The sequence below is a fragment of the Paenibacillus gyeongsangnamensis genome (assembly GCF_027533625.1).
GTDB lineage: Bacteria > Bacillota > Bacilli > Paenibacillales > NBRC-103111 > Paenibacillus_G > Paenibacillus_G gyeongsangnamensis.
This window is the reverse complement of record NZ_JAQAGZ010000007.1, coordinates 193,349-212,361: the sequence shown is the minus strand read 5'-3', so window position 1 is coordinate 212,361 and position 19,013 is coordinate 193,349. Positions and strand designations below refer to the sequence as shown.

The following is a 19,013-nucleotide window of genomic DNA, read 5'->3' as shown; positions in this document are numbered from 1 at the left end:
TGCAATTTTCTGCATATCCGGGTTTCTCGTCAATCTAAACGGCTACGCCGTCCTTGTCTTACAAGGACCAGCGCGTTTATCAAGGTTGATGTGAAGCTATAAGTTGCGAAAACTTATAGCTTCACATCAACTAAAAGACCGGAACCGCTGATCGCGGCTCCGGCCTGATGATAACGTCGTTATCGGTTTAGTCCATCTTCATCGCAGCTTGAATGAGCTGCGCCTTGATATGCGGGTTCGAATCGATAAACGCATACATGCGGTCGACCGTATCTTTATTTTGCAAATAATCGCGCTCGCTCTGGATCATTTCGTGAGACCACTTGAGCAAGGCCGCCTCGGCAGCGCCCAGACGGTTGAGGGCCGTATGCAGACCCGTATCCTCTACAAGACGTTCCATCGTTTCCTGGGAAACCGTACCGAGCAGCTTGGTGGCTGCAAGCTTTTGCTCGAACTCCTTATTCGCCTTCTCGAAGACTTCTTTCGCGTCTTTATATTCCTTTTGCTGTTCCGACATTTGTTTCTTCATCCGATGTTGCCCACCTTTACATGTTGATCGACTGCTCGTCCGTACAGCACCCTATCCATAGAGTAGGACAAAAGCAGCTGTTTCTATTCACGTTCAGCCCAAATTTTCCAAGTGTTAAGTTTCTACACGATAGTGTAACTTTTCTGCGCACATTTGTCCAATTTTCCGACCAAGTTTCGACTCCGCCTCCCCGGCTCGGACAGACATTTTCACTTTGACGCACGCATAATCTGTTAACATATTGCGGTCGCCAGCCAGACAGGCTTGTTCAAACGCCGGCTATTCACAGACCAGAGAGGATGAAGGCTATGTGTGGAATAACGGGATGGATTGATTGGAACAAGGATTTGACCCAGTATCCGTCCATTCTCGAGAACATGACGTGTACGCTGGAGCTGCGCGGGCCGGATGCCTCCGGGACCTGGATCACTTCGCATTGCGCGCTGGGCCATCGGCGTCTGAGCGTCATGGATCCGGCGAACGGCGCACAGCCGATGACCAGGAAGGCGGGAGATAACGTCTTTACCATCGTGTACAACGGTGAACTCTATAACGCCCCCGAGCTTAAAAGAGAGCTGGAGCTGCGCGGCCACCGGTTTCAAACGACGTGCGATACGGAAGTGCTATTGATCGCCTATATCGAATGGGGGCGCTCCTGCGTCGACCGGTTCAACGGCATTTTCGCCTTTGCCATCTGGAATTCGGAGGAACAGTCGCTTTATCTGGTGAGGGACCGGCTCGGCGTCAAGCCGCTGTTTTATTCCTACACCGAAGGCCGGCTGCTGTTCGGCTCGGAGCCGAAATCCATTCTGGCGCATCCGGATTTTCCCGCGCAGATCAGCGGCGAGGGTCTGGCGGAAGTATTCGCCGTCGGGCCTGCGCGGACGCCGGGGCACGGCGTCTACCGCAACATGTATGAGCTGAAGCCCGGCCACTGCATGGTGATGGACCGCAATGGTCTTCAGGTAAGAGCCTATTGGAAGCTCGAGAGCAAGCCCCACGAGGACGACATCGAAACGACGGCGGCCAAGGTGAAGGAGCTGCTGAAGGATACGGTGGAGCGGCAGCTGGCCTCTGACGTTCCGATCTGCACCCTGCTCTCCGGGGGCCTCGATTCCAGCGCGCTGACCTCGTTCGCCGCAAGCCATTACGAGAAGAACGGGCTTGGGACGCTTCATACGTATTCCATCGATTACGTCGACAACGATAAGCATTTCAAGGCGAACGCCTTCCAGCCGAATGCCGATGCGCCCTGGATCAAACGGATGACGGAGTATCTAGGTACCGTGCACCATGCGCTCGAGTTCGATACGCCGGAGCTCGTGGACGCGCTCCGCACGGTCGTGTATGCCCGCGACCTGCCCGGCATGGCTGATGTGGACGGCTCTCTGTACTTGTTCTGCCGCGAGATCAAGAAGGACGCCACCGTCGCCATCTCCGGCGAAGCGGCCGACGAAATCTTCGGCGGTTATCCGTGGTTTCACCGTGAAGACGCGCTGAATGCCAGCACCTTCCCGTGGGCCCTGGCTACGCCGGAACGCGTCGGACTGCTGTCCAAGGAATTCGTGAACTGGGTGAGGCCGGAGCAATACGTGCAGGAGCGCTACCGCCAAGCCCTCTCCGAAGTGCCGCGGCTGGCCGGCGAGAACGCGCAGCAGAACCGGATGCGGGAGATGTCTTATCTCAATATCACCCGGTTCATGCCGACGCTGCTCGACCGCAAGGACCGGATGAGCATGGCGGTTGGACTCGAGGTGCGTGTGCCGTTCTGCGATCATCGCCTTGTCGAATACGTATGGAATATTCCGTGGGAGATCAAGACGTCGGGCGACCGGGAGAAAGGCATCCTGCGCAAGGCGCTGAAGGGCGTGCTGCCCGAAGATGTGCTGACGCGTAAGAAAAGCCCGTATCCCAAAACCCATAACCCGAATTATTTGACGGCGGTCCGCAATTGGGTGCTTGAGATTCTGGGCGATTCCTCGTCTCCGCTGCTGCAGTTTATCGATGTGGCGAAAATCCGCGCGCTGGCCGAGGACGATGAGGGCCGCTTCCAGCTTCCTTGGTTCGGCCAGCTGATGACGGGACCGCAGCTCTTCGCCTATCTGGCCCAGGTCGATACCTGGCTCCGCCATTACAAGGTTTCGATCCGGTAAACACCAGGATAAACGGCTACGCCTTCCTTGTCTTACAAGGACCAGCGCGTTTATCAAGGTTGATACGAAGCTATAAGCTGCAAAAATTTATAAAGTCTTATCAACTAACAAAAGACGGGACGGACGGCGGAAATGTTTCATTCCGCCGCCGTCCCGTCCTCTCGTTACAGGATCAGTCCAAGCCTTCGATCGCTTTCCACAGCTTCTTCAGCGCATCACCGCGGTGGCTGACCGCGCTCTTCTCCGGCGTCGTCAGCTCCGCCATCGTCTTGCCCAGCCGGGGAATATAAAACAAGGGATCGTAGCCGAAGCCTTGCTCCCCGCGCGGCTCCCCGATGATCACGCCTTCGCACGTTCCTTCCACCTGCGCGATCGGCTCACCGTCCGCGCCGGACAGCGCGATGGCGCAGACGAAGCGGGCCGGACTCAAGACAGCAGGCGCATCCTGCACCCCGGATTCGTTAACCGGCCCCAGCGTGGCCAGCTCGTCCAGCAGCTTGCGGTTGTTGGCCTCGTCATTGCCGTGCTCCCCCGCGTAGCGGGCCGAGTAGACGCCGGGCTCGCCGTGAAGCCGGTCCACGCAAAGCCCGGAATCGTCGGCAAGGACCGGAAGGCCGAAGCGCAGCGCGATCGTACGGGCTTTGATCCACGCGTTGGCCGTGAACGTATCTCCGTCTTCGACGATATCCGGAATCTCCGGATAATCGCGCAGGCTTTGCACCCGCAGACCCTCGGATTGAAAGAGCGTTTCAAATTCCTTCACCTTGCCGAGGCTTCGCGTGGCGATCAGCACCTCACCGCCGGGAAGCCGCATGAGACGCCCCCTTGATCCGTTCCGCAATCGGACCCAGCGCCTGCTCCTGCATCCGGATCATGCCCTGAATCCCCGATTCCGCCAGTAGAAGCAGCTCGTCCAGCTCCTGCCTCGAGAAGGGCGCTTCCTCGCCCGTGCCCTGCACCTCAACGAATTGGCCTCCCCCGGTCATGACGACGTTCATATCGACCTTCGCCTTGGAATCCTCTTCGTAATTAAGGTCCAGATGCGCTTTTCCTTGAATGACCCCGACGCTCACGGATCCGAGAAAATCGGTAATCGGGAACCGGTTCAGGTTCCGCTCCCGGCACAGCTTGTCTACAGCGATTGCCAGTGCCACGAACGAACCCGTAATCGATGTCGTCCGCGTGCCGCCGTCCGCTTGGATCACGTCGCAGTCCAGCGTAATGGATCGCTCGCCCAGCGCCTCCAAATCGACGACCGACCGGAGCGCGCGGCCGATCAGCCGCTGGATCTCCATAGTCCGTCCGCCGAGCTTGCCTTTTGCGGCTTCACGCTGATTGCGGACGGATGTTGCTCGAGGCAGCATCGAATATTCCGCCGTCACCCAGCCCTTGCCTTGACCTTTCATAAAAGGCGGAACCCGCTCTTCCACGGTGGCCGTGCAAATCACCTTCGTATCGCCCACTTCAATCAGCACGGAGCCTTCGGCGTGCTTGTTGTAATTCGTCGTAATGTTCACAGGCCGGGCCTGATCGTATGCTCTGCCGTCGCTTCTCATCGGTTTCTCGCTTCCTCCTTTTGCTCGGTAACGTACTCATTGTACCAGAGCAATTCTGGAAAACCAAACTCGTACCGGTGCTCGCGAGGGGGCGGGTATAGAGTTTCGGACACCCGCGCTTCTTCGCCTTATAACCCGCGTTCCCTTTGCATCATGTCAGCGGATTTCTGCCTTAAATCCTCGTACATAGGCAGCTTTAAAACAAAAGGCCCCCTTCTACGCGCGCAGCGGTGTTCACTGAGCCGGGAAGGGGACCGTTACAGGCAGCGGCGCCGCCTAAGACTTCACTTGGTTGACGTTCAGCGGCCGGGCTACCGGCTTCGAGTAATTGAAATTGTCCGTCGAGGCGACCTTGGTATCGCCGTTGACCTGGATTTGTACCTTCGTCGAAGTGCCTACGTTCTCCGTGAGCGACAACACGACGGCTTTGAGCGCTTCGGCCGGGGCTTTCTTGTCCGGTCCGAGCATTTTGTCCGAGAAGTTGACCGTGACGACATCGTCGGACTTGCTGATCTTCAGCAGCTCGGCTCCCGGCGCCATGACCCCCGTCAGCCCCTTCTTCTCGTCGGGACCCGCAATCAGCTGCTCAATCACCGCCTGAGCTACATTGTCCGTTCGTTTGATCAACCGGGTAACCGGGACATAATAGGTGTAATTGGCTTGATTCTGATTCAGGAAATAAAGCGTGACCGGCGTCGACTGTCCAAACTCTACGCTTTCCGGCTTCTCGAGATTGATCCCCATCGCGCGGGTCAACGGCTCATCCAGAGGCGTACCGCCGACCGGCATTTCCTTCAGATCCTTCCCTTCGACGCGGATCTTCACTTGATCGACTGCGCCGAAGCTGGTCAGCGTCCAGGTCACCGCCTCGAGAATTTTGCGCTCATCCTGGAGGTTGTAGTCCACGAAGGCCTTGGAGAAATCCACCGTGGCCAGCTTTTGATCCTTGGATATATTGATCTGTTTCACCTGGGTCCCTTTCGGCAGGACGCTCTTGAAGCCCGATGGCAGCCGGCCTTGGGAGGGTCCCCCGTCCACCATGTACTCCAGGGCCGTCTTCGCCACGCTCTCGGATTTCTCCACTTGAATGACGATCGGCGCGATGAAGCCTTTCTCGTCCCTGGCATAAATATTGACCTGCATCGGGTTTACGATCGGCGCGGTCACAGCTTTGGCACCGGCAGCCATCGCGTCGGCGCCGACCGGCGGAGGATCGATCTGCTGCGATTGTTCCTTCGTCTTGATCACCGAGCAGCCAGACGCAAGCACCATCACCATGCCGGTAACGGCGGCCCAACGCATCCACTTATATTTATATTGTTTCATGGTTCTTCCTCCCTTGGGGGTTCGGGTTTGTCCGTTTGCTTTTATGTATACGGAAGGAAGACGAGTTTATGACAACAATTTGTCCTATACCTGAAACAAATTAATTTACTAAAAAAATGGTACTTTAGTCCAGGTTTTTCCTTGATTACTTGGTTCTTCAAGCCTATAATTAAAGTGTATTTTACCCTAAACTCATTAAGGACCCTCGAATCCAACCGGCATAGCATCCCCATAAATCAGGCAGAGTCTTTCGCGCCAGCCGGATCAGGGCGGGAAGAAACGAGGCTGCCGCTTCTGAATTCATCCTTCAACATCGAGGTGATCGCCATGGATAAGCGGATTGATCCCGGGTCGGACAGTCGGCTCCAAGCGGCGGTAGAGCATTCCCCCGACGGGCTGCTGATTATCGACCCCGCCGGTATACCCGTCTATGCCTCTCCGGCCATCTTCGGCGGCAGGCCTGCAGAGCAATGTCTTCATGAACGTGACCGCGACAGAATCGTCGAAGCGCTTCACCGGCTCCGAACCTGCCTCGAGCCGTTTGAAGCGGAATTCCTTGCGGTGCTGCCCGACGGCCGGGAGATCTGGGCCGAGGGCAGAGGATATCCTGTCCCGCTGGCCGGAGTTCCCGCGCTGGCGGCTTTCTCCGTACGAGACGTTACTCGTCGCAAGGAGCAGGAACTGCAGCTCACCCGGCTTGCCTACTATGATGTGCTGACAGGACTCCCCAACCGCCGATTGTTCCATGACCGTTTTACCCAATCGCTTATTGCCGCCAGACGCTACCAGCGCAAGCTTGCAGTGCTTTACTTGGACCTTGACGATTTTAAGAAAATCAACGACTGCTTCGGTCATTCCGCCGGAGACGAACTACTGGTCATGGCAGCAGCCCGCCTCACACACTCGATCCGCGAGCCGGATACCGTGTGCCGGATGGGGGGAGACGAGTTCGTTGTGCTGCTGCAGCATTTTGAGGAGCGGGATGATATCGTCAAGATCGCCCGCCGCATCGCCGATGCGCTGAATCAGCCTTTTGATTTAAGCGGACGGCAAATCAACTTCTCGACCAGTATCGGAGCCGCACTATTTCCTGAGCACGGCAGCGACGATACGACGCTTTTGAATAAGGCGGATATGGCCATGTACGCCGCCAAGCGCCAGGGAAAGAACGCCTTGATGTTTTATTCGGAGTCTTGACGGTCTGGCTGCTTTGAAAGGCTCCGATAAGGAGTCAGATTGACGAGAAACCCGGGTATATCGAAAAATGCAAAAGGTAGTAGGTGGGGTATCCCCTGTAGGAGCGATAGCGCCCGCCTTTGTTATCGGAAAATGACCGCTGCATAGCGAATAAATTGAAAATTTTACGGGTAACAACAGCGGCCGGAGGGGGATACCCTACCGGAGTACCAAGGCAGATTTCTCTATTTTATGGGTTTCTCTACAGCCTGGCTCCGATAAGGAGTTTTTCTTAACGCTACAGAAAGTTTAAGTTCACTAAAGCATTAAAGTGGACTGCAACTTTCTGTACCAAGAAAAACTTCCGCTAAGAACGGTCTGGCTGCTTTGAAAGACTCCGATAAGGAGTTTTTCTTATTTGAGCGGCTTGCTGAATTCCGGCACATTGTTGTGGGCCAGCCTTCCGCACGCGGCGGCGGCAATACCGCAGACGATATCGTCTATAAACGTGTTGCATTTGCCTTCCGAATGGTCCGAATCGAGCGAATCGATGATGCCGGGCTTCTCCTTGTCCAGATAGCCGAAATTGGTCAATGCAATCGTTCCGTACAGCAGCGGGATGGCGGTGGCGACCGATTCGTCCACCCCGAACAGCCCTTCGTCATGGCCTACGATGTTCGTATACTGGGGATTCAGTTCTCCCCGCTCCACTGCAAGATCCACTTTAATCGCCAGCTGGATGGCATGATAGGCCTGCTGCTTCTTCAACACCGCCCGTACGTTATCCTCGCTGAGCTTGCGCTCCATGTTGGGATTATAAGGACGCTGCAGTCCGTCGACCAAATCGACGAGATCCTCCAGGGTCACTCCCCGGGAAGCCAGGAGCTCCAGGTTGCGCTCCGTGTAATCCTCCTTGACTTTATCGGAGATGACGACGGTGGCGGTAGAGGCGACAAGCGCGCAAACGCCTTTGGACAGAAAACTCTTCGGACGCTTGTACGGAAAGAAGAAACGGAATTTGCAGTCGACAAACCCGAACAGCGAGCTTGCGCCGCTTCCGTACATGCCGCAGATGGACATTGCGATCGTGCGGTGAATGTTGAACGACGGATCCTTCATGCTCGCCAGCAGCTCGTGGTCATGCTTTACCTTTTTCTCCAGCTCCAGAAGGGTGGTTATCACATTGTAAGTTTCCGTCTTGCTCAGCACGTCCAGCAGCGTCTCGGAGATCAGATCCTTCGGAATTTTCTTGATACCCTTCACTTCGACCAGAAGCTTGGCTACCGCTTCCTCAATGGAAGCCTTCGGGAAGTGGCTGAACAGCTCCTCCCGCATTTCGGCCATCACCAACGCTTTATCCTTCAAAAATGTTTTCATTGTCGGCACCCGCTTGTTTGAGTAGTCAAAATCGATATGAATCGCATTATACCATATTTCGGCAATCCATCGCCCCGTTCCCGTCGCCGCTCATGAAACGGACATACGAAAAGCAGGCTCCCCCGTTCGGGAAGCCCGCCTGCGCATCGGCTCAGCTGACCTGAAAGCCGCCTCCGTTCCCGTTCGACCGCACCCGGTCTACCGTTCCCGCGTTCCGGCAGGCGCTGAGGGTCGTATCGTTGAGATATTGGTACAGATTGTTGTAGCTGAAAATCCGGCCGTTGCTCCAGGTGTAGGTTTGCCAGACGTACGTGACGTCCTGAATCCAGTTCGCAATATATTCGACGGCATCATAGGAGCCATACACGCCAAGCTCCCATTTCTGCCCCCCGTTCTCCGCCGCTTGCTGACGCATCCGGTCCTGCACGCCCTCGAAGTAAGCTTCCACCTGCTTCAGCGCCGCATCTCCGGCGTATACCTCGAAATCCACGGCAAAATAGATCGGCGTACCGAACGGCTGCCCTACGCTGCCGGCCCGCTGAATGGCCGTGCTGCAGTCGCTCACGCCGCGATCGTACGTAAAGTAATCCGCCGTGTTGTTCGCATCCTGATAAACGGTTACGATCCACAGGCCTGCCGAACTGATCCGTTTCGCTTCCGCACGCGTCAAGTTCTTCCAATCGGACTGACTGTAATACCGGCCGACGAACGTGAATCCGCTGTTCTTCAAACACTGAAGCGGCGCCGCCGTCGTGAACGGAGCGGCGCGGTCAATTCCTTCCGCCATTGGCCACCCTCCCGCTGATTGGTTTATGCATAATTCAACCTATGCGGAAAGGACCAATTGGGGGATAAGGGAGATACCTATTTATGCGAAAAATGGGTACCGGCCGCTGAAATACAAGCCTTTTCGGCTATTGCACGGGCTTCAGCGTCTCGGCGACGGCCTGGGTCTCATCCTTCGAAACATTTTTGGACGGAGTGATCGCCACATAGGTATCCGCGGTCTTTACGTACAGTGTCGATTGACCGCCGACCGTCACCCACTTGCCGTCCCCGACGCTCAGCTTCACGGGCGTCTCCGACTCGGCCTTGCCGGCAGGCACGATTTCTTTGGCCGACTCCTGCATCGACAGCTTCAGAAACTCCAGAGTCATGACCCCGCCGGAGAGTCCCACCTGATTCAGCTTGTCTCCGGATGTGAGCTGCTGAGGCAAGTACACCGTCTTGAGGCCCGCCGTTTTGGCCGTGGAGGTCACCATTTGCTTCTCCGCATCGGCATATGTTACCGGCACCAGCTTCACGTTGGCAGCCGGTGCTTTGCCTGGGGCGCCTCCTGCCGCCCCCCCTGTCGTTCCGCCGGTCGTGCCGCCCGGAGCGGCGGCTCCGCCCGTTTGTCCTTGCGCAGGGGGTGTCTGCGGCGAAGGCGCTGCCGTCTGGTTTTTCGTGCAGGCGGTGAGCAAGCTGACCGCCGCGAGCATGGCTATGGTCCATTTCCAAGTTTTCAAGGTGTCGCACCTCCAGTAAATTGTACATGTACGTCAAGCCGGATGTCCGCCCGGGCAAACGCCTCCCGCCAGCGGTCCGGCGTCCATAAGCCCCGGTACAGCGGGCGAATCGCTTCGCTGAGGTGCAGCGGATCGGTCTGCTTCTCCTGCAGCAGGCGAAGCAGATCCAGGCTGTCCCGGCGAAGCTTCCCAGCCCATACGGATGCATCCGCCCCAGGGACGCGATGCGTCTCGTGCTCCGCCACGGCAAGGCGCATGCGCAGCACCGGATGCTTCAAATCCCCGTTGCCGCTGATCCGCGTCCTGCAGACCGCCTGAGTCATTACCGGTCCCGCGGATTCTTGCAAGGCGAGTTGCATAGGCTCACCTGTACCCTGCAGACAAGACAGCAGCTCGCGCTGACGGGGAGTCAGGAAGCCGGCGAGCTGTTGTTTCTTAAAAAGAACGGCTCCGGGTGAAGCAACCGTCGGCTGCAAGGAAAGATAAGGCAAAACGAGATCTTCCTCGTAAGCAAGGCTCCCTCCGCGAAACGGATCCTTGCCGCCCCCGGCCTGCTGCAGAAGGCAATAGCCTTTGGACGGACCGTCCGGCGTGCCCAGGAACCGCTCCGCCGTGCCCTGCACGACGGCGACCTGGGGCCAGCCGCCCCGGCTTAGCCCGGCGCGGTACAGCTGCCGCGCCCACGAGGCCGGGAAGCCGTGTTCGCGCACCCAGGCCTCGCCGATGACCAGCAGCTGGGGCGGCTCCTGCCGCTGCCAAGTCCAGGCGGCGTCGGAGAAGGAAGCGAAGCTTCGGGCGCGAAGCTCCCCTCCGGAGCTGTAGGCCTGAAGCCGGCCTGCTTCGCGGCTATGAAGCGTGCTGACCCGCAGACCGCCGGGTCCTTCGTCCACGCCGGCGGCGAGGAGCGGCGCATCTGCGGCATATGGCCGGACGTCGCTCCCGCCTCCCGCGCAGCCGGCCAGCGCCGCTGCAAGCAGCACCACAGACAAGAGCGGGCGGATGCATGCCGCGGAGTTTGAGTGATGCGATGGCAAGTGCTCTTCCTCCTTTCGGAGCGGCCGTGAGGAAGCGCGTGTACCGGACCGGCCGATCCTTCATAGCTCAGCAAGCTGAGCTTCCAGATGGTCTACTATTTCCCATTTGGCGGGTAAATATTCACTTGCCGCCGCATCCGCCGGCCTTACTATCTCGTCCCGACCGGGGTGGCGGTTCGGACGCGGATGCAAAAACCCTTTTCGCCCGGAAACCCGCGAAAAGGGATGTATTGGTCTGATGATCTACAGTCGCGAGAAGCGCTGGATACCGTCTTCGTCCGCCTCTGCCTGAACCTTCCCCGCCTCCCGCAGCCAGATCAAGTGCGCCAGCGTCTCCGAGAGCGCGAACCGGAGCTGATGAAGCGTGAGCCGCTCACCGAAGGCAAGACGGCATACCTCGTAAGCCGTTAGCGGCGAATCCAGCAGGCTGCGCATGGCCTCAAGCCGCTCGTCGTGATGGCGGATAAGCTCGAGCGCACGCTGCGTCAGATGGCCGAACGGCTCGCGGTGGCCGGGGAAAGCCCGCTTCACCGCATAGCGGCTGATTCGCTGCAGGCTCTCGAGATAGCTCGCGAGCGGGTTCTCGTCGATGCCTCCGGGCAGGTAGCCGACGTTCGGCGAAATTTGCGGCAGCACGTGGTCGCCGCAAAACATCGTCTCCGTCTCCGCCCGGTACAGGCACAGGTGCCCGGCGGCATGGCCGGGCGTCGCAATCGCCTCGTAGACGTCGTCGCCGAGGCGCACCGTTTCGCCTGCGGCAAGCGGCGTCACCTCCGGCTGCGGGGACACGGACGGCACGAAGCCGTCCATATGCTCCCGCATCGGAAGGGCGAGCTCCGCAGGCAGGCCGTGCTCCCGGAACAGCGCCAGCAACTGTTCCGTCATCGGCTGCCCGCCGCCCCACAGCCGGCGGGCCTGCTCCAGCCCGTCCGCCGACAGCAGGACGGGGGCGCCGCTGCGCATCTGGAACCACCCGGCCAGACCGTAATGGTCCGGATGGTGGTGGGTCAGCACGATGCGCGCAATGTCGCCGGCGGCGATGCCGCACGCGGCGAGCGCTTCGTCCCACAGCGCCTCGGCCGCGTCCGTCCGCAGGCCGGGGTCGATCAGCGTCCACCCGTCCTTGCCCCGCAGCAGGTAGCTGTTCACCCAGCGCAGCGGAAACGGGAGCGGCACCTTCACTTGAAGCACTTCCTCATGCCGCGTTACGGAAGGGTGCAGGGGAGCTTTACCGTCCATCTAATCGTTCCTCCGTCCAACGAAAATCATCCGCTTCGAGCTGCCGGACTCGTAAGGGGAAGCGTCGTAGCCTCCGAATACGTCGTCCACCTGCAGCCCGGCGATTCGCAGCATCGCTTCGAACCGCTCTCGGCCAATCAGGCGGATCTGCTCCTCATAGGTGCGCTCGCCGTTCTCGCCGGCTTCGGTGAGCACAATCGTTTTGCGCACGAAGCCGTCTTCGATCCGCCGGCGCTCTTCAATCCGGATATCCCCCTCCTGCCGCTCCGAATAAGGCACCAGACTCCGAACGACCTCACCCGGATTCAGAAAATCGATGATAAACCGGCCTCCCGGCCTCGCCAGCCGGTGAATCTCGCGAATCACACGTTCGTTGTCGGCTTCGTTATCGAAGTAGCCGAACGAGGTGAACAAGTTCACTACCGCATCGAAGGAATCCGTCAGCGGCACCTGCCTCATGTCGCCCTGCACCCAACGAACCTCCCGCTCCGTATCCTGACGGCGCGCTTCCGTCAGCAGCACCTCGGACAGGTCCACGCCCGTCACCTTGAAGCCGAACCGCGTCAAAGCCATCGAATGCCGACCCATGCCGCAGCACAAATCGAGCACCTCGGCGCCCTCCGGCAGCTCGAGCCATTCCATCATGGTGCGCACTTCCTCGTACGCTCCCTGCAGATCCCGATGCTTGTACACCAGCAAATAATCACGGCCGAAACTTTTTGTATACCACTCGCTCATCGCGCTATCGTCCTCTCCGGCTTGTTCATGAACAAAAAACCAAGTTCTATTTTACCAGATTCACACGTGCCGGCGCATCCCCTGACCGCTCATCGCGACTTCGGGCGAATAGCGCATTTTTCCAACCGTTATAGTATAATACGTTTCAAATGAGAGAGTGGGGGAACAGAATGAACCGCGAAACGGCCTCTGCACGGCTTGTCAGCCGCAAGCATAAAGAAATTTATGAATGGATCCGCAGGCAGGGGACGGTTTCCAAGATCGACCTGCTGGAAAAAAGCGGCATGACCGGAAGCACCCTGACGCGGACGCTGGAGGAGCTGACCGCGGCGGGGCTCATCCGCGAAGCCGGGCTGGGGGAATCGACCGGCGGGCGCCGGCCGATCCTGTATCAGATCGAACCGGATTTCGCCTATGTGTTCGGTCTGGATATTTCCCGGCTTGCCTCCAAGCTCAGCCTCTTCGATCTGCAGATGACCCCGCTTGAGAACCATACATGGGTCATGAGCGAGAACCGGACGCCGGACGTGCTGCTCGCGGAAATCGCCGAAGCGGCGCAGGGCATGCTGTCCCGCCGCAGACTGGATGCTTCCCAGGTGCTCGGCTTGGGCATCGGTGCCGTAGGCCCGCTCGACCGGAGCACGGGAACGATTCTCGATCCGCATTATTTCCAAGCGGCCGGCTGGCATCACGTAGGGGTGAAGCGAGAGTTGGAGAACTGGCTCGGATTCCCCGTGCTGCTCGACAACGGAGCGAATGCGGCGCTGGTCGGAGAGAGCTGGACGGACCGGGGCAGGGACTACCGCCATCTGCTGTACGTTCATGTCGGGGTAGGCCTCCGGTCGGCCATGATGTCCAGCGGCAAGCTCGTATACGGAGCGGTGGATATGGAAGGCTCGATCGGCCAAATGATCATCCAAACCGACGGCCCCCGGCTCTGGAACGAGGGCAACTACGGCTCGCTCGAGGCGTACGCTTCCATCCACGCGCTCGAGCTTCAAGCCAAAGCGCGGCTCAAGCAGGGACGGGACAGTATGCTGCTCCGGTTGGAGCCCGAGCCGGAGAACCTTCAGTTCAGCCACCTGCTGCAGGCGCTTCGCGATAACGATCCGCTGACTGTGGAGCTATTCACTCAGGCCGCCACTTACTTCGGCATCGGGTTAGCGAACCTGCTGAACATATTGCATCCGGAGAAGGTCATTCTGGGCGGCTCGCTGATCGGCAGCCATCCGGGCTTTTTCCACACGGCTACCCGGGTGGCCATCCAACGGACCTATTATTACCCGCAATATCAGGTCGTCTTCAGCCAAGGCTCGCTCAGCGAGGAGGCGGTGGTCACCGGAGCCGCCCTGATGGTCATTGACGATTGGACTGCGGGTTGAACGATAGCGAAGCCTGGCTCCCCCGCAGCGGCGGAGGAGCCGGGCTTCGCTATTCTTAAGTGGACTGTCTGCGGAATCGCTTCACGGCCGGGAAAACCGGCGTCGCAGGTAACAGCGAGCGCAGGTAAGCCTCAAGCCCTTCCTTCAGCGACGGATCGCGCAGGGCGTATTCGATGTTGGCCCGCAGGTAGCCGAGCTTATCCCCCACGTCGTAGCGCTCCCCTTGAATCGGAAACGCCAGCATCGGCTTCTCCCGGTTCAGGACGCTCAGCGCATCCGTCAGCTGAATCTCGCCGCCGGCGCCGGGTTCCAGCTTCTCCAGCGCCGCGAAGATGTCCGGCTCCAGCACGTAACGTCCGATGATCGCCAGATTCGACGGCGCTTCCTGCGGGCTCGGCTTCTCTACCAGATCCTCCAACGTCACATACGGCGGCATGGAGGAGGCGGTATTCAGCGCTCCCCTCACCGGCGCGGCGATGCCGTATTTGCTCACTTCCTCCCAAGGCACCTGCTGAACGGCCGCGATCGATGCGGGCTTCATCGCATAGAGCTCGAGCATACTGCCGAGGCACGGCTTGCTCCCGTGTACAAGGTCGTCGCCCAGCAGCACCGCGAACGGCTCGTCGCCCACGAAGGCCTTTGCCTGCAGCACGGCATGTCCAAGACCCAGCGCTTCTTTTTGCCGGATGTAATGGATGTCCGCCAGGTTCGATATGCGCCGCACGGCTTCCAGCTGCTCTGTCTTGCCCCGCTCCTCCAGCATGACCTCCAGCTCGAACGACTTGTCGAAATGATCCTCCATCGCCCGCTTGCCGCGTCCGGTGATGATGAGAATGCTCTCGATCCCCGAGGCGACGGCCTCCTCGACAATATATTGAATCGCGGGCTTCCCCGCGATCGGCAGCATTTCCTTCGGCTGCGCTTTGGTCGCCGGCAGGAACCGGGTTCCGAGCCCGGCGGCCGGTATGATCGCTTTACGAATGGACCGCGTCATGGACATCACCGCTTTCGATAGAATGATTCGTCCGGAAAACCCAGAACCGACTGCCGGCGAAGTTCACAGCCAGCGCGCATCCCGTCGCCGCCAGCTTGGAGGCCATCACCTCCCATCCCAGCTGCCGGTTGCAGCCGTACAGGACGAACGAGGATACGCTCAAGGACAGCACGTTCACCGCCGCAAACTTGCCCGCCTCCGGCAGAGCCGGCTTACCGGCCAGCTCGAAGGTCCAATACTTGTTCAGCATGAAGCTGTTCGCCGTACCGCTGATATAAGAGAGAACCTGCGAGAGAAGTGTATTCCAGCCAAACCCTTGAGCCAGCGTCGCAAAAACGAGCAAGTCGATCAACGTGTTGACCGCGCCGGTTACGCCAAAGCGCACCAGTTGCTTGAATCCGCCGCACTTACGCATGGGACCAGCCTCTATCTTGCCCGCTATCCGCGTCGAATGCCGGAAGCCCTTCTCTTTGTCCTCCCGGCGTTCCCATCGCCTCCCGTACCGGCAGCCGTTCCTTCGCGAACCCTTCCCGGGCTCCGATCAAATAAAGCGGACGGTCTTTGGACTCGTCATAGATGCGGCCGATGTATTCGCCGATAATGCCGAGAATGAGTAGGATGACGCCGTTGAACAAAAGGCTCAGACAGATGATCGAAGCCCAGCCCGCGATCGTGCTGGCCATGAACAGCTTGAGATATACCGTGATCAAGAGAGCCAGGAAGCTTCCGCCGGACAGCGCAAACCCGATGTAAGTCGCCAGCTTGAGCGGCTTGTGGGAAAACGAGGTGAGCGCGTCCGCGGACAGCTTGAGCATCTTCCCCAGCGGGTATTTCGTCTCTCCCGCCCACCGCTCGTCCCTGGAATATTCCACGCTCGTCTGCTTGAACCCGAGCCAGCTGACCAGCCCGCGGATGAAGCGGTTCTTCTCGCGAATCGTCTTCATGGCGTCGCACACCTTGCGGTCGATCAACCGGAAATCGCCGGTGTCGGCGGGGATGTCGACATCCGTCAGCGCCCGCAGAGTCCGGTAGAACAAGTGGGCCGACCACCGTTTGAAACGCGTCTCCCCCTTGCGCTCGGTTCGCTTCGCATAGACCACGTCATACCCTTCTTTCCACTTCCCGATCATGGCCTCGATCAGCTCCGGAGGATCCTGGAGGTCGGCATCGATGACGACGACGGCGTGTCCAGCGGCATGATCCATCCCCGCGGTAATCGCAATCTGGTGCCCGAAGTTGCGGGAGAAGTGAATCGCCTTGACGGCCGGATCTCCTGCGCACAGCTCTCCGAGGATCGCGGCGGAGCGGTCACGGCTCCCGTCGTTGACGAACAGGAGCTCATAGCGCTCTCCCGTCCGCCGCATCACCTCCGTTAACCGGCGGTACGTTTCCCGCAGCACCGGCTCCTCGTTATAGACCGGCACTACAACCGAATATTGAATCGGATTCCACATCGTACTCCCTCCCGTTCTATTCTCCTTGATAGACATACAGCTTCGTCATCCGGTCCATCCTGCGCATCGGGTCGCCCGAAGCCGATCCGTCGGCGGATACGGATGCGGCAGTCACCTGTGCCCCCCGCCATTCCTCGGAAGGAACCTCCTTCGCATGCTGCAGAATCCACTCGTTGACGCTCTGCTGGCTGCCGGTGCCGCCGCCTCCGCCGGGGCCCATGGACGATACCAGGAAATATTTCACTTTCCCTTCTTTGGCCAGCTTCGCCAATTGGTCCGCGGTAATGGCCGGGTCCGTACCGGAGAAGCCCCCGGTCGCCATTACCGGCAATCCGGTCTCCATAATAAGCGGCGAAGCCGACATGGAGCTATTCGTGACGACAAGATAAGCCCCTTGGACGTCTTTGTTATAGTGCGATACCAGGTAGGCAACCAGCTCCTGATTCACCGTGCTCTCCGGTCCGCCCCCGCCGGGTCCGCCCATCCCCGGCCCGCGTCCCGCAACCTTACCGCCGCCGCGGATATTGTTCAAATCCGGTCCTGCATACGGAATTGTATTGTTGCCGCCGTATAAGGCCGGCGTGAGCGACCAGAAGCCGGGAGCGAGCAGCAGGGCGGCCAGTCCCGCCGTGATTGCGGCAGGGCCGAACAGCTTGCCCCGCGTACCCTGCCGCTTCCTGAGCAGGACGAGGGACGCCAGCGACAGGAAGGCGAGCAACGCGATCGTCAAGGCCAGACTGTTCTGCAGCTCCGCATAACGCCAAGCGATGCTAATATCGAAGGCGGCCGTCGCCGCGAATCCGATCGGAAGCAGCGCCGCCTTGACCTTGGACTCGCCGCTGCGGAAATCGTGCCACATCTTCACAAGGCCGGCGCCGCTCAGCGCGGCGATTCCCGGGGCGAGCATAATCAGGTAATACCGGTGAAAGAAGCCGGCATAGCTGAAGAAGAACATCATCGGCGCGAGCCAAACGACCCAGAAGAGCGCGGTCCGCTGACGGCCGGTAAGCGCTCCGAGCGGACGGAACCGTGCGCCCCAGAGCAAAGCCGCGGCTCCGGCGATGGCTAGCGGCAGCAGCCAGGAGATTTGTCCGGAGAGGTTCGCATTGAACAATCGCAAAGGCCCCTTCGTGCCCGTCTCGCCTACACCTCCCGGACCGCCGCCTCCGAAGCCGCCGGGGCCTCCGCCCGCAGGTCCGCCCATCCCCGGAGCGGTGCCGCCTTGACCCGTCATTCCTGCCGGAGGCTGCAGCTGCCCGCCAGTATCTCCGGCGCTTCCCGTTCCCTGAACGGACTGCGGCAAGCTGCCGCCCGCGTCACCGCTCGTCCCGGTTCCCTGCATCTGCGTCCGATCCGATCGATTCCTGCTTCCATCGTCCGTCCGGTCGCTTGCCATCCCGCCGCCCTGGCGGTTCATGCCTTCGAAGCGCTGAATTCCGTTGTACCCGATCATCAGCTGGAGCACGGAGTTTTTCGTGCTGCTGCCGATATAAGGGCGCTGGTCCTGCGGTACCGAATCGACGATGACGGCCCAGGACAAAGACACGATAGCCAGAATAACCGTGGTGACGGCGAGATGCATCAGCTTTTTACGATACGTCAGTTTAGGAGCAAGCCAGTAGAGCAAATAAAAGGCCGGCAGCACCATGAACGCCTGCAGCATCTTGATATTGAACCCGACGCCTACCAGCACGGCCGAGACGATGAGCCAGCGCAGCCGGCCCTGCTCCGCACCCTTGAAGATGAACCAGGTCGCGAGCATCAGCACCATCACCAGAATGCTGTCCATGTTATTCGTGCGGGAGACAGCCACGAGCACCGGCGTAACCGCGAGCAGGAGCGCGGACAGCAGGCCTGCCGTACGGCCGAATATTTTAGCCGTGATATTGTACAGAAGTGCGGCGGAAACGACGGAAGCCAGGGCCTGCGGCATAATCAACGCCCAGCCCTTGTAGCCGAATAAGGAAGCGCTAAGCGTCTGCACCCACAAGGCGACCGGCGGCTTATCCACCGTAATGAACCCTCCCGGGTCGTAAGAAGCATAGAAGAAGTTATGCCAGCTTTGCAGCATGCTTTTGACGGCGGACGCATAGTACGTATTGCCGTACCCCGCCATAGAAATGTTATATAGGTTCAGCACCGCAGACAGCAGCAGAATCAGGGCCAGCGCCGCATAGTGTCCGTGCGTTTTCCATTCCAGCTTGGTTTTCATGAATCGTTTCCTCCTGTTCTGATCTCTATGGCTATACTTTAAAGGGGCTGCATGAAATGGGCATGAACCCAAACTGAAAGAAACCTGAGAGCTCACTGAATCGGCATTTAGGCGTGAGGGTAGGGAGAGGAAAAGGAGGGAGATGAAGGAAAAGGCAGCCCTGCACGGCAAAGGAACCGGCGGGCTAACGGCAAAAAAAATCTCTCCCCGCTCAAGGCGGAGAGAGATCGGATTGACGAGAAACCTGATATACGGAAAAATGCAAAAGGTGGCAGGTGGGGTATCCCCCGTAGGAGCGATAGCGTCCGCCTTTGTTATCGGAAAATGACCGCTGC

Annotated in this window: 17 protein-coding genes; 3 read left to right on the top strand and 14 right to left on the bottom strand. The window is 59.1% G+C overall.

Features of this window, described 5'->3' with window-relative positions; all coding sequences use genetic code 11:
- Nucleotides 1-187: 187 nt before the first annotated feature.
- Complete coding sequence (locus O9H85_RS12915; RefSeq protein WP_269881803.1) at nt 188-529, bottom strand: hypothetical protein; 342 nt, start codon at nt 527-529, stop codon at nt 188-190.
- Nucleotides 530-837: 308 nt separating this feature from the next.
- On the opposite strand from O9H85_RS12915, the gene asnB reads away from it, so the two are divergent.
- A complete protein-coding gene (gene asnB / locus O9H85_RS12910; RefSeq protein WP_269881801.1) occupies nt 838-2,682 on the top strand; it encodes an asparagine synthase (glutamine-hydrolyzing) in 1,845 nt (614 codons plus the stop codon).
- A 172-nt stretch (nt 2,683-2,854) separates the two neighbouring features.
- On the opposite strand, the gene O9H85_RS12905 is transcribed toward asnB, so the two are convergent.
- The 3 genes from O9H85_RS12905 to O9H85_RS12895 all read right to left on the bottom strand — a co-directional run bounded on the left by O9H85_RS12905 (nt 2,855) and on the right by O9H85_RS12895 (nt 5,564).
- Nucleotides 2,855-3,496 (bottom strand): XTP/dITP diphosphatase, encoded by a 642-nt coding sequence (locus tag O9H85_RS12905; protein ID WP_269881800.1) that lies wholly within the window; start codon nt 3,494-3,496, stop codon nt 2,855-2,857.
- Nucleotides 3,477-4,238 carry a ribonuclease PH gene (rph, locus tag O9H85_RS12900; RefSeq protein ID WP_269881799.1) on the bottom strand — a complete coding sequence of 254 codons (762 nt, stop codon included), beginning with the start codon at nt 4,236-4,238 and terminating at the stop codon, nt 3,477-3,479. Before rph ends, O9H85_RS12905 begins: the two co-directional genes overlap by 20 nt.
- A gap of 276 nt (nt 4,239-4,514) precedes the next feature.
- Nucleotides 4,515-5,564, bottom strand: coding sequence for a GerMN domain-containing protein (locus tag O9H85_RS12895; protein WP_269881798.1), 1,050 nt, complete (start codon nt 5,562-5,564; stop codon nt 4,515-4,517).
- A gap of 327 nt (nt 5,565-5,891) precedes the next feature.
- Here O9H85_RS12895 and O9H85_RS12890 point away from each other — a divergent pair, with 327 nt between their 5' ends.
- Nucleotides 5,892-6,761 (top strand): sensor domain-containing protein, encoded by an 870-nt coding sequence (locus O9H85_RS12890; RefSeq protein ID WP_269881797.1) that lies wholly within the window; start codon nt 5,892-5,894, stop codon nt 6,759-6,761.
- Nucleotides 6,762-7,154: 393 nt separating this feature from the next.
- Here the strand turns inward: O9H85_RS12890 and O9H85_RS12885 are convergent, their stop codons facing one another.
- The 6 genes from O9H85_RS12885 to O9H85_RS12860 form a co-directional block, all read right to left on the bottom strand.
- Nucleotides 7,155-8,117 carry a phosphatidylglycerophosphatase A family protein gene (locus O9H85_RS12885; RefSeq protein WP_269881796.1) on the bottom strand — a complete coding sequence of 321 codons (963 nt, stop codon included), beginning with the start codon at nt 8,115-8,117 and terminating at the stop codon, nt 7,155-7,157.
- Nucleotides 8,118-8,268: 151 nt separating this feature from the next.
- Nucleotides 8,269-8,904 carry a DUF1906 domain-containing protein gene (locus O9H85_RS12880; RefSeq protein WP_269881795.1) on the bottom strand — a complete coding sequence of 212 codons (636 nt, stop codon included), beginning with the start codon at nt 8,902-8,904 and terminating at the stop codon, nt 8,269-8,271.
- Between the two features lie 127 nt (nt 8,905-9,031).
- Nucleotides 9,032-9,625 carry a hypothetical protein gene (locus O9H85_RS12875; RefSeq protein WP_269881794.1) on the bottom strand — a complete coding sequence of 198 codons (594 nt, stop codon included), beginning with the start codon at nt 9,623-9,625 and terminating at the stop codon, nt 9,032-9,034.
- Nucleotides 9,622-10,659 (bottom strand): hypothetical protein, encoded by a 1,038-nt coding sequence (locus O9H85_RS12870; protein ID WP_269881792.1) that lies wholly within the window; start codon nt 10,657-10,659, stop codon nt 9,622-9,624. Before O9H85_RS12870 ends, O9H85_RS12875 begins: the two co-directional genes overlap by 4 nt.
- Before the next feature lie 243 nt (nt 10,660-10,902).
- Nucleotides 10,903-11,898 (bottom strand): MBL fold metallo-hydrolase, encoded by a 996-nt coding sequence (locus O9H85_RS12865; protein ID WP_269881791.1) that lies wholly within the window; start codon nt 11,896-11,898, stop codon nt 10,903-10,905.
- Entirely contained in the window at nt 11,899-12,636 is a 738-nt protein-coding gene (locus O9H85_RS12860) for a class I SAM-dependent methyltransferase (RefSeq protein ID WP_269881790.1), read from the bottom strand.
- Nucleotides 12,637-12,806: 170 nt separating this feature from the next.
- Here O9H85_RS12860 and O9H85_RS12855 point away from each other — a divergent pair, with 170 nt between their 5' ends.
- The gene (locus O9H85_RS12855) at nt 12,807-14,018 is read left to right on the top strand and encodes an ROK family transcriptional regulator (protein WP_269881788.1); all 1,212 of its coding nucleotides are present in this window, start codon (nt 12,807-12,809) and stop codon (nt 14,016-14,018) included.
- 55 nt (nt 14,019-14,073) lie between these two features.
- Here O9H85_RS12855 and galU read toward each other — a convergent pair whose 3' ends face one another.
- From galU to O9H85_RS12835, 4 genes are read right to left on the bottom strand one after another with little or no spacing between them, the layout of a single operon-like run.
- Nucleotides 14,074-15,012: a UTP--glucose-1-phosphate uridylyltransferase GalU gene (galU, locus tag O9H85_RS12850; protein ID WP_269881787.1), complete on the bottom strand. Its 939-nt coding sequence runs from the start codon at nt 15,010-15,012 to the stop codon at nt 14,074-14,076.
- Nucleotides 14,993-15,427: a GtrA family protein gene (locus O9H85_RS12845; protein ID WP_269881786.1), complete on the bottom strand. Its 435-nt coding sequence runs from the start codon at nt 15,425-15,427 to the stop codon at nt 14,993-14,995. Before O9H85_RS12845 ends, galU begins: the two co-directional genes overlap by 20 nt.
- Nucleotides 15,420-16,466, bottom strand: a complete 1,047-nt coding sequence (locus O9H85_RS12840) for a glycosyltransferase family 2 protein (protein ID WP_269881785.1) — start codon at nt 16,464-16,466, stop codon at nt 15,420-15,422. The genes O9H85_RS12845 and O9H85_RS12840 overlap by 8 nt, the downstream gene beginning before the upstream one ends.
- 16 nt (nt 16,467-16,482) lie before the next feature.
- Complete coding sequence (locus O9H85_RS12835; RefSeq protein ID WP_269881784.1) at nt 16,483-18,678, bottom strand: glycosyltransferase family 39 protein; 2,196 nt, start codon at nt 18,676-18,678, stop codon at nt 16,483-16,485.
- Nucleotides 18,679-19,013 lie beyond the last annotated feature (335 nt).

Coding starts and splice junctions, on each gene's coding strand:
- O9H85_RS12915 (WP_269881803.1), bottom strand. CDS start 529: ATGAAGAAACAAATGTCGGAACAGCAAAAGGAATATAAAGACGCGAAA.
- asnB (WP_269881801.1), top strand. CDS start 838: ATGTGTGGAATAACGGGATGGATTGATTGGAACAAGGATTTGACCCAG.
- O9H85_RS12905 (WP_269881800.1), bottom strand. CDS start 3,496: ATGCGGCTTCCCGGCGGTGAGGTGCTGATCGCCACGCGAAGCCTCGGC.
- rph (WP_269881799.1), bottom strand. CDS start 4,238: ATGAGAAGCGACGGCAGAGCATACGATCAGGCCCGGCCTGTGAACATT.
- O9H85_RS12895 (WP_269881798.1), bottom strand. CDS start 5,564: ATGAAACAATATAAATATAAGTGGATGCGTTGGGCCGCCGTTACCGGC.
- O9H85_RS12890 (WP_269881797.1), top strand. CDS start 5,892: ATGGATAAGCGGATTGATCCCGGGTCGGACAGTCGGCTCCAAGCGGCG.
- O9H85_RS12885 (WP_269881796.1), bottom strand. CDS start 8,117: ATGAAAACATTTTTGAAGGATAAAGCGTTGGTGATGGCCGAAATGCGG.
- O9H85_RS12880 (WP_269881795.1), bottom strand. CDS start 8,904: ATGGCGGAAGGAATTGACCGCGCCGCTCCGTTCACGACGGCGGCGCCG.
- O9H85_RS12865 (WP_269881791.1), bottom strand. CDS start 11,898: ATGGACGGTAAAGCTCCCCTGCACCCTTCCGTAACGCGGCATGAGGAA.
- O9H85_RS12860 (WP_269881790.1), bottom strand. CDS start 12,636: ATGAGCGAGTGGTATACAAAAAGTTTCGGCCGTGATTATTTGCTGGTG.
- O9H85_RS12855 (WP_269881788.1), top strand. CDS start 12,807: ATGAACCGCGAAACGGCCTCTGCACGGCTTGTCAGCCGCAAGCATAAA.
- galU (WP_269881787.1), bottom strand. CDS start 15,012: ATGACGCGGTCCATTCGTAAAGCGATCATACCGGCCGCCGGGCTCGGA.
- O9H85_RS12845 (WP_269881786.1), bottom strand. CDS start 15,427: ATGCGTAAGTGCGGCGGATTCAAGCAACTGGTGCGCTTTGGCGTAACC.
- O9H85_RS12840 (WP_269881785.1), bottom strand. CDS start 16,466: ATGTGGAATCCGATTCAATATTCGGTTGTAGTGCCGGTCTATAACGAG.
- O9H85_RS12835 (WP_269881784.1), bottom strand. CDS start 18,678: ATGAAAACCAAGCTGGAATGGAAAACGCACGGACACTATGCGGCGCTG.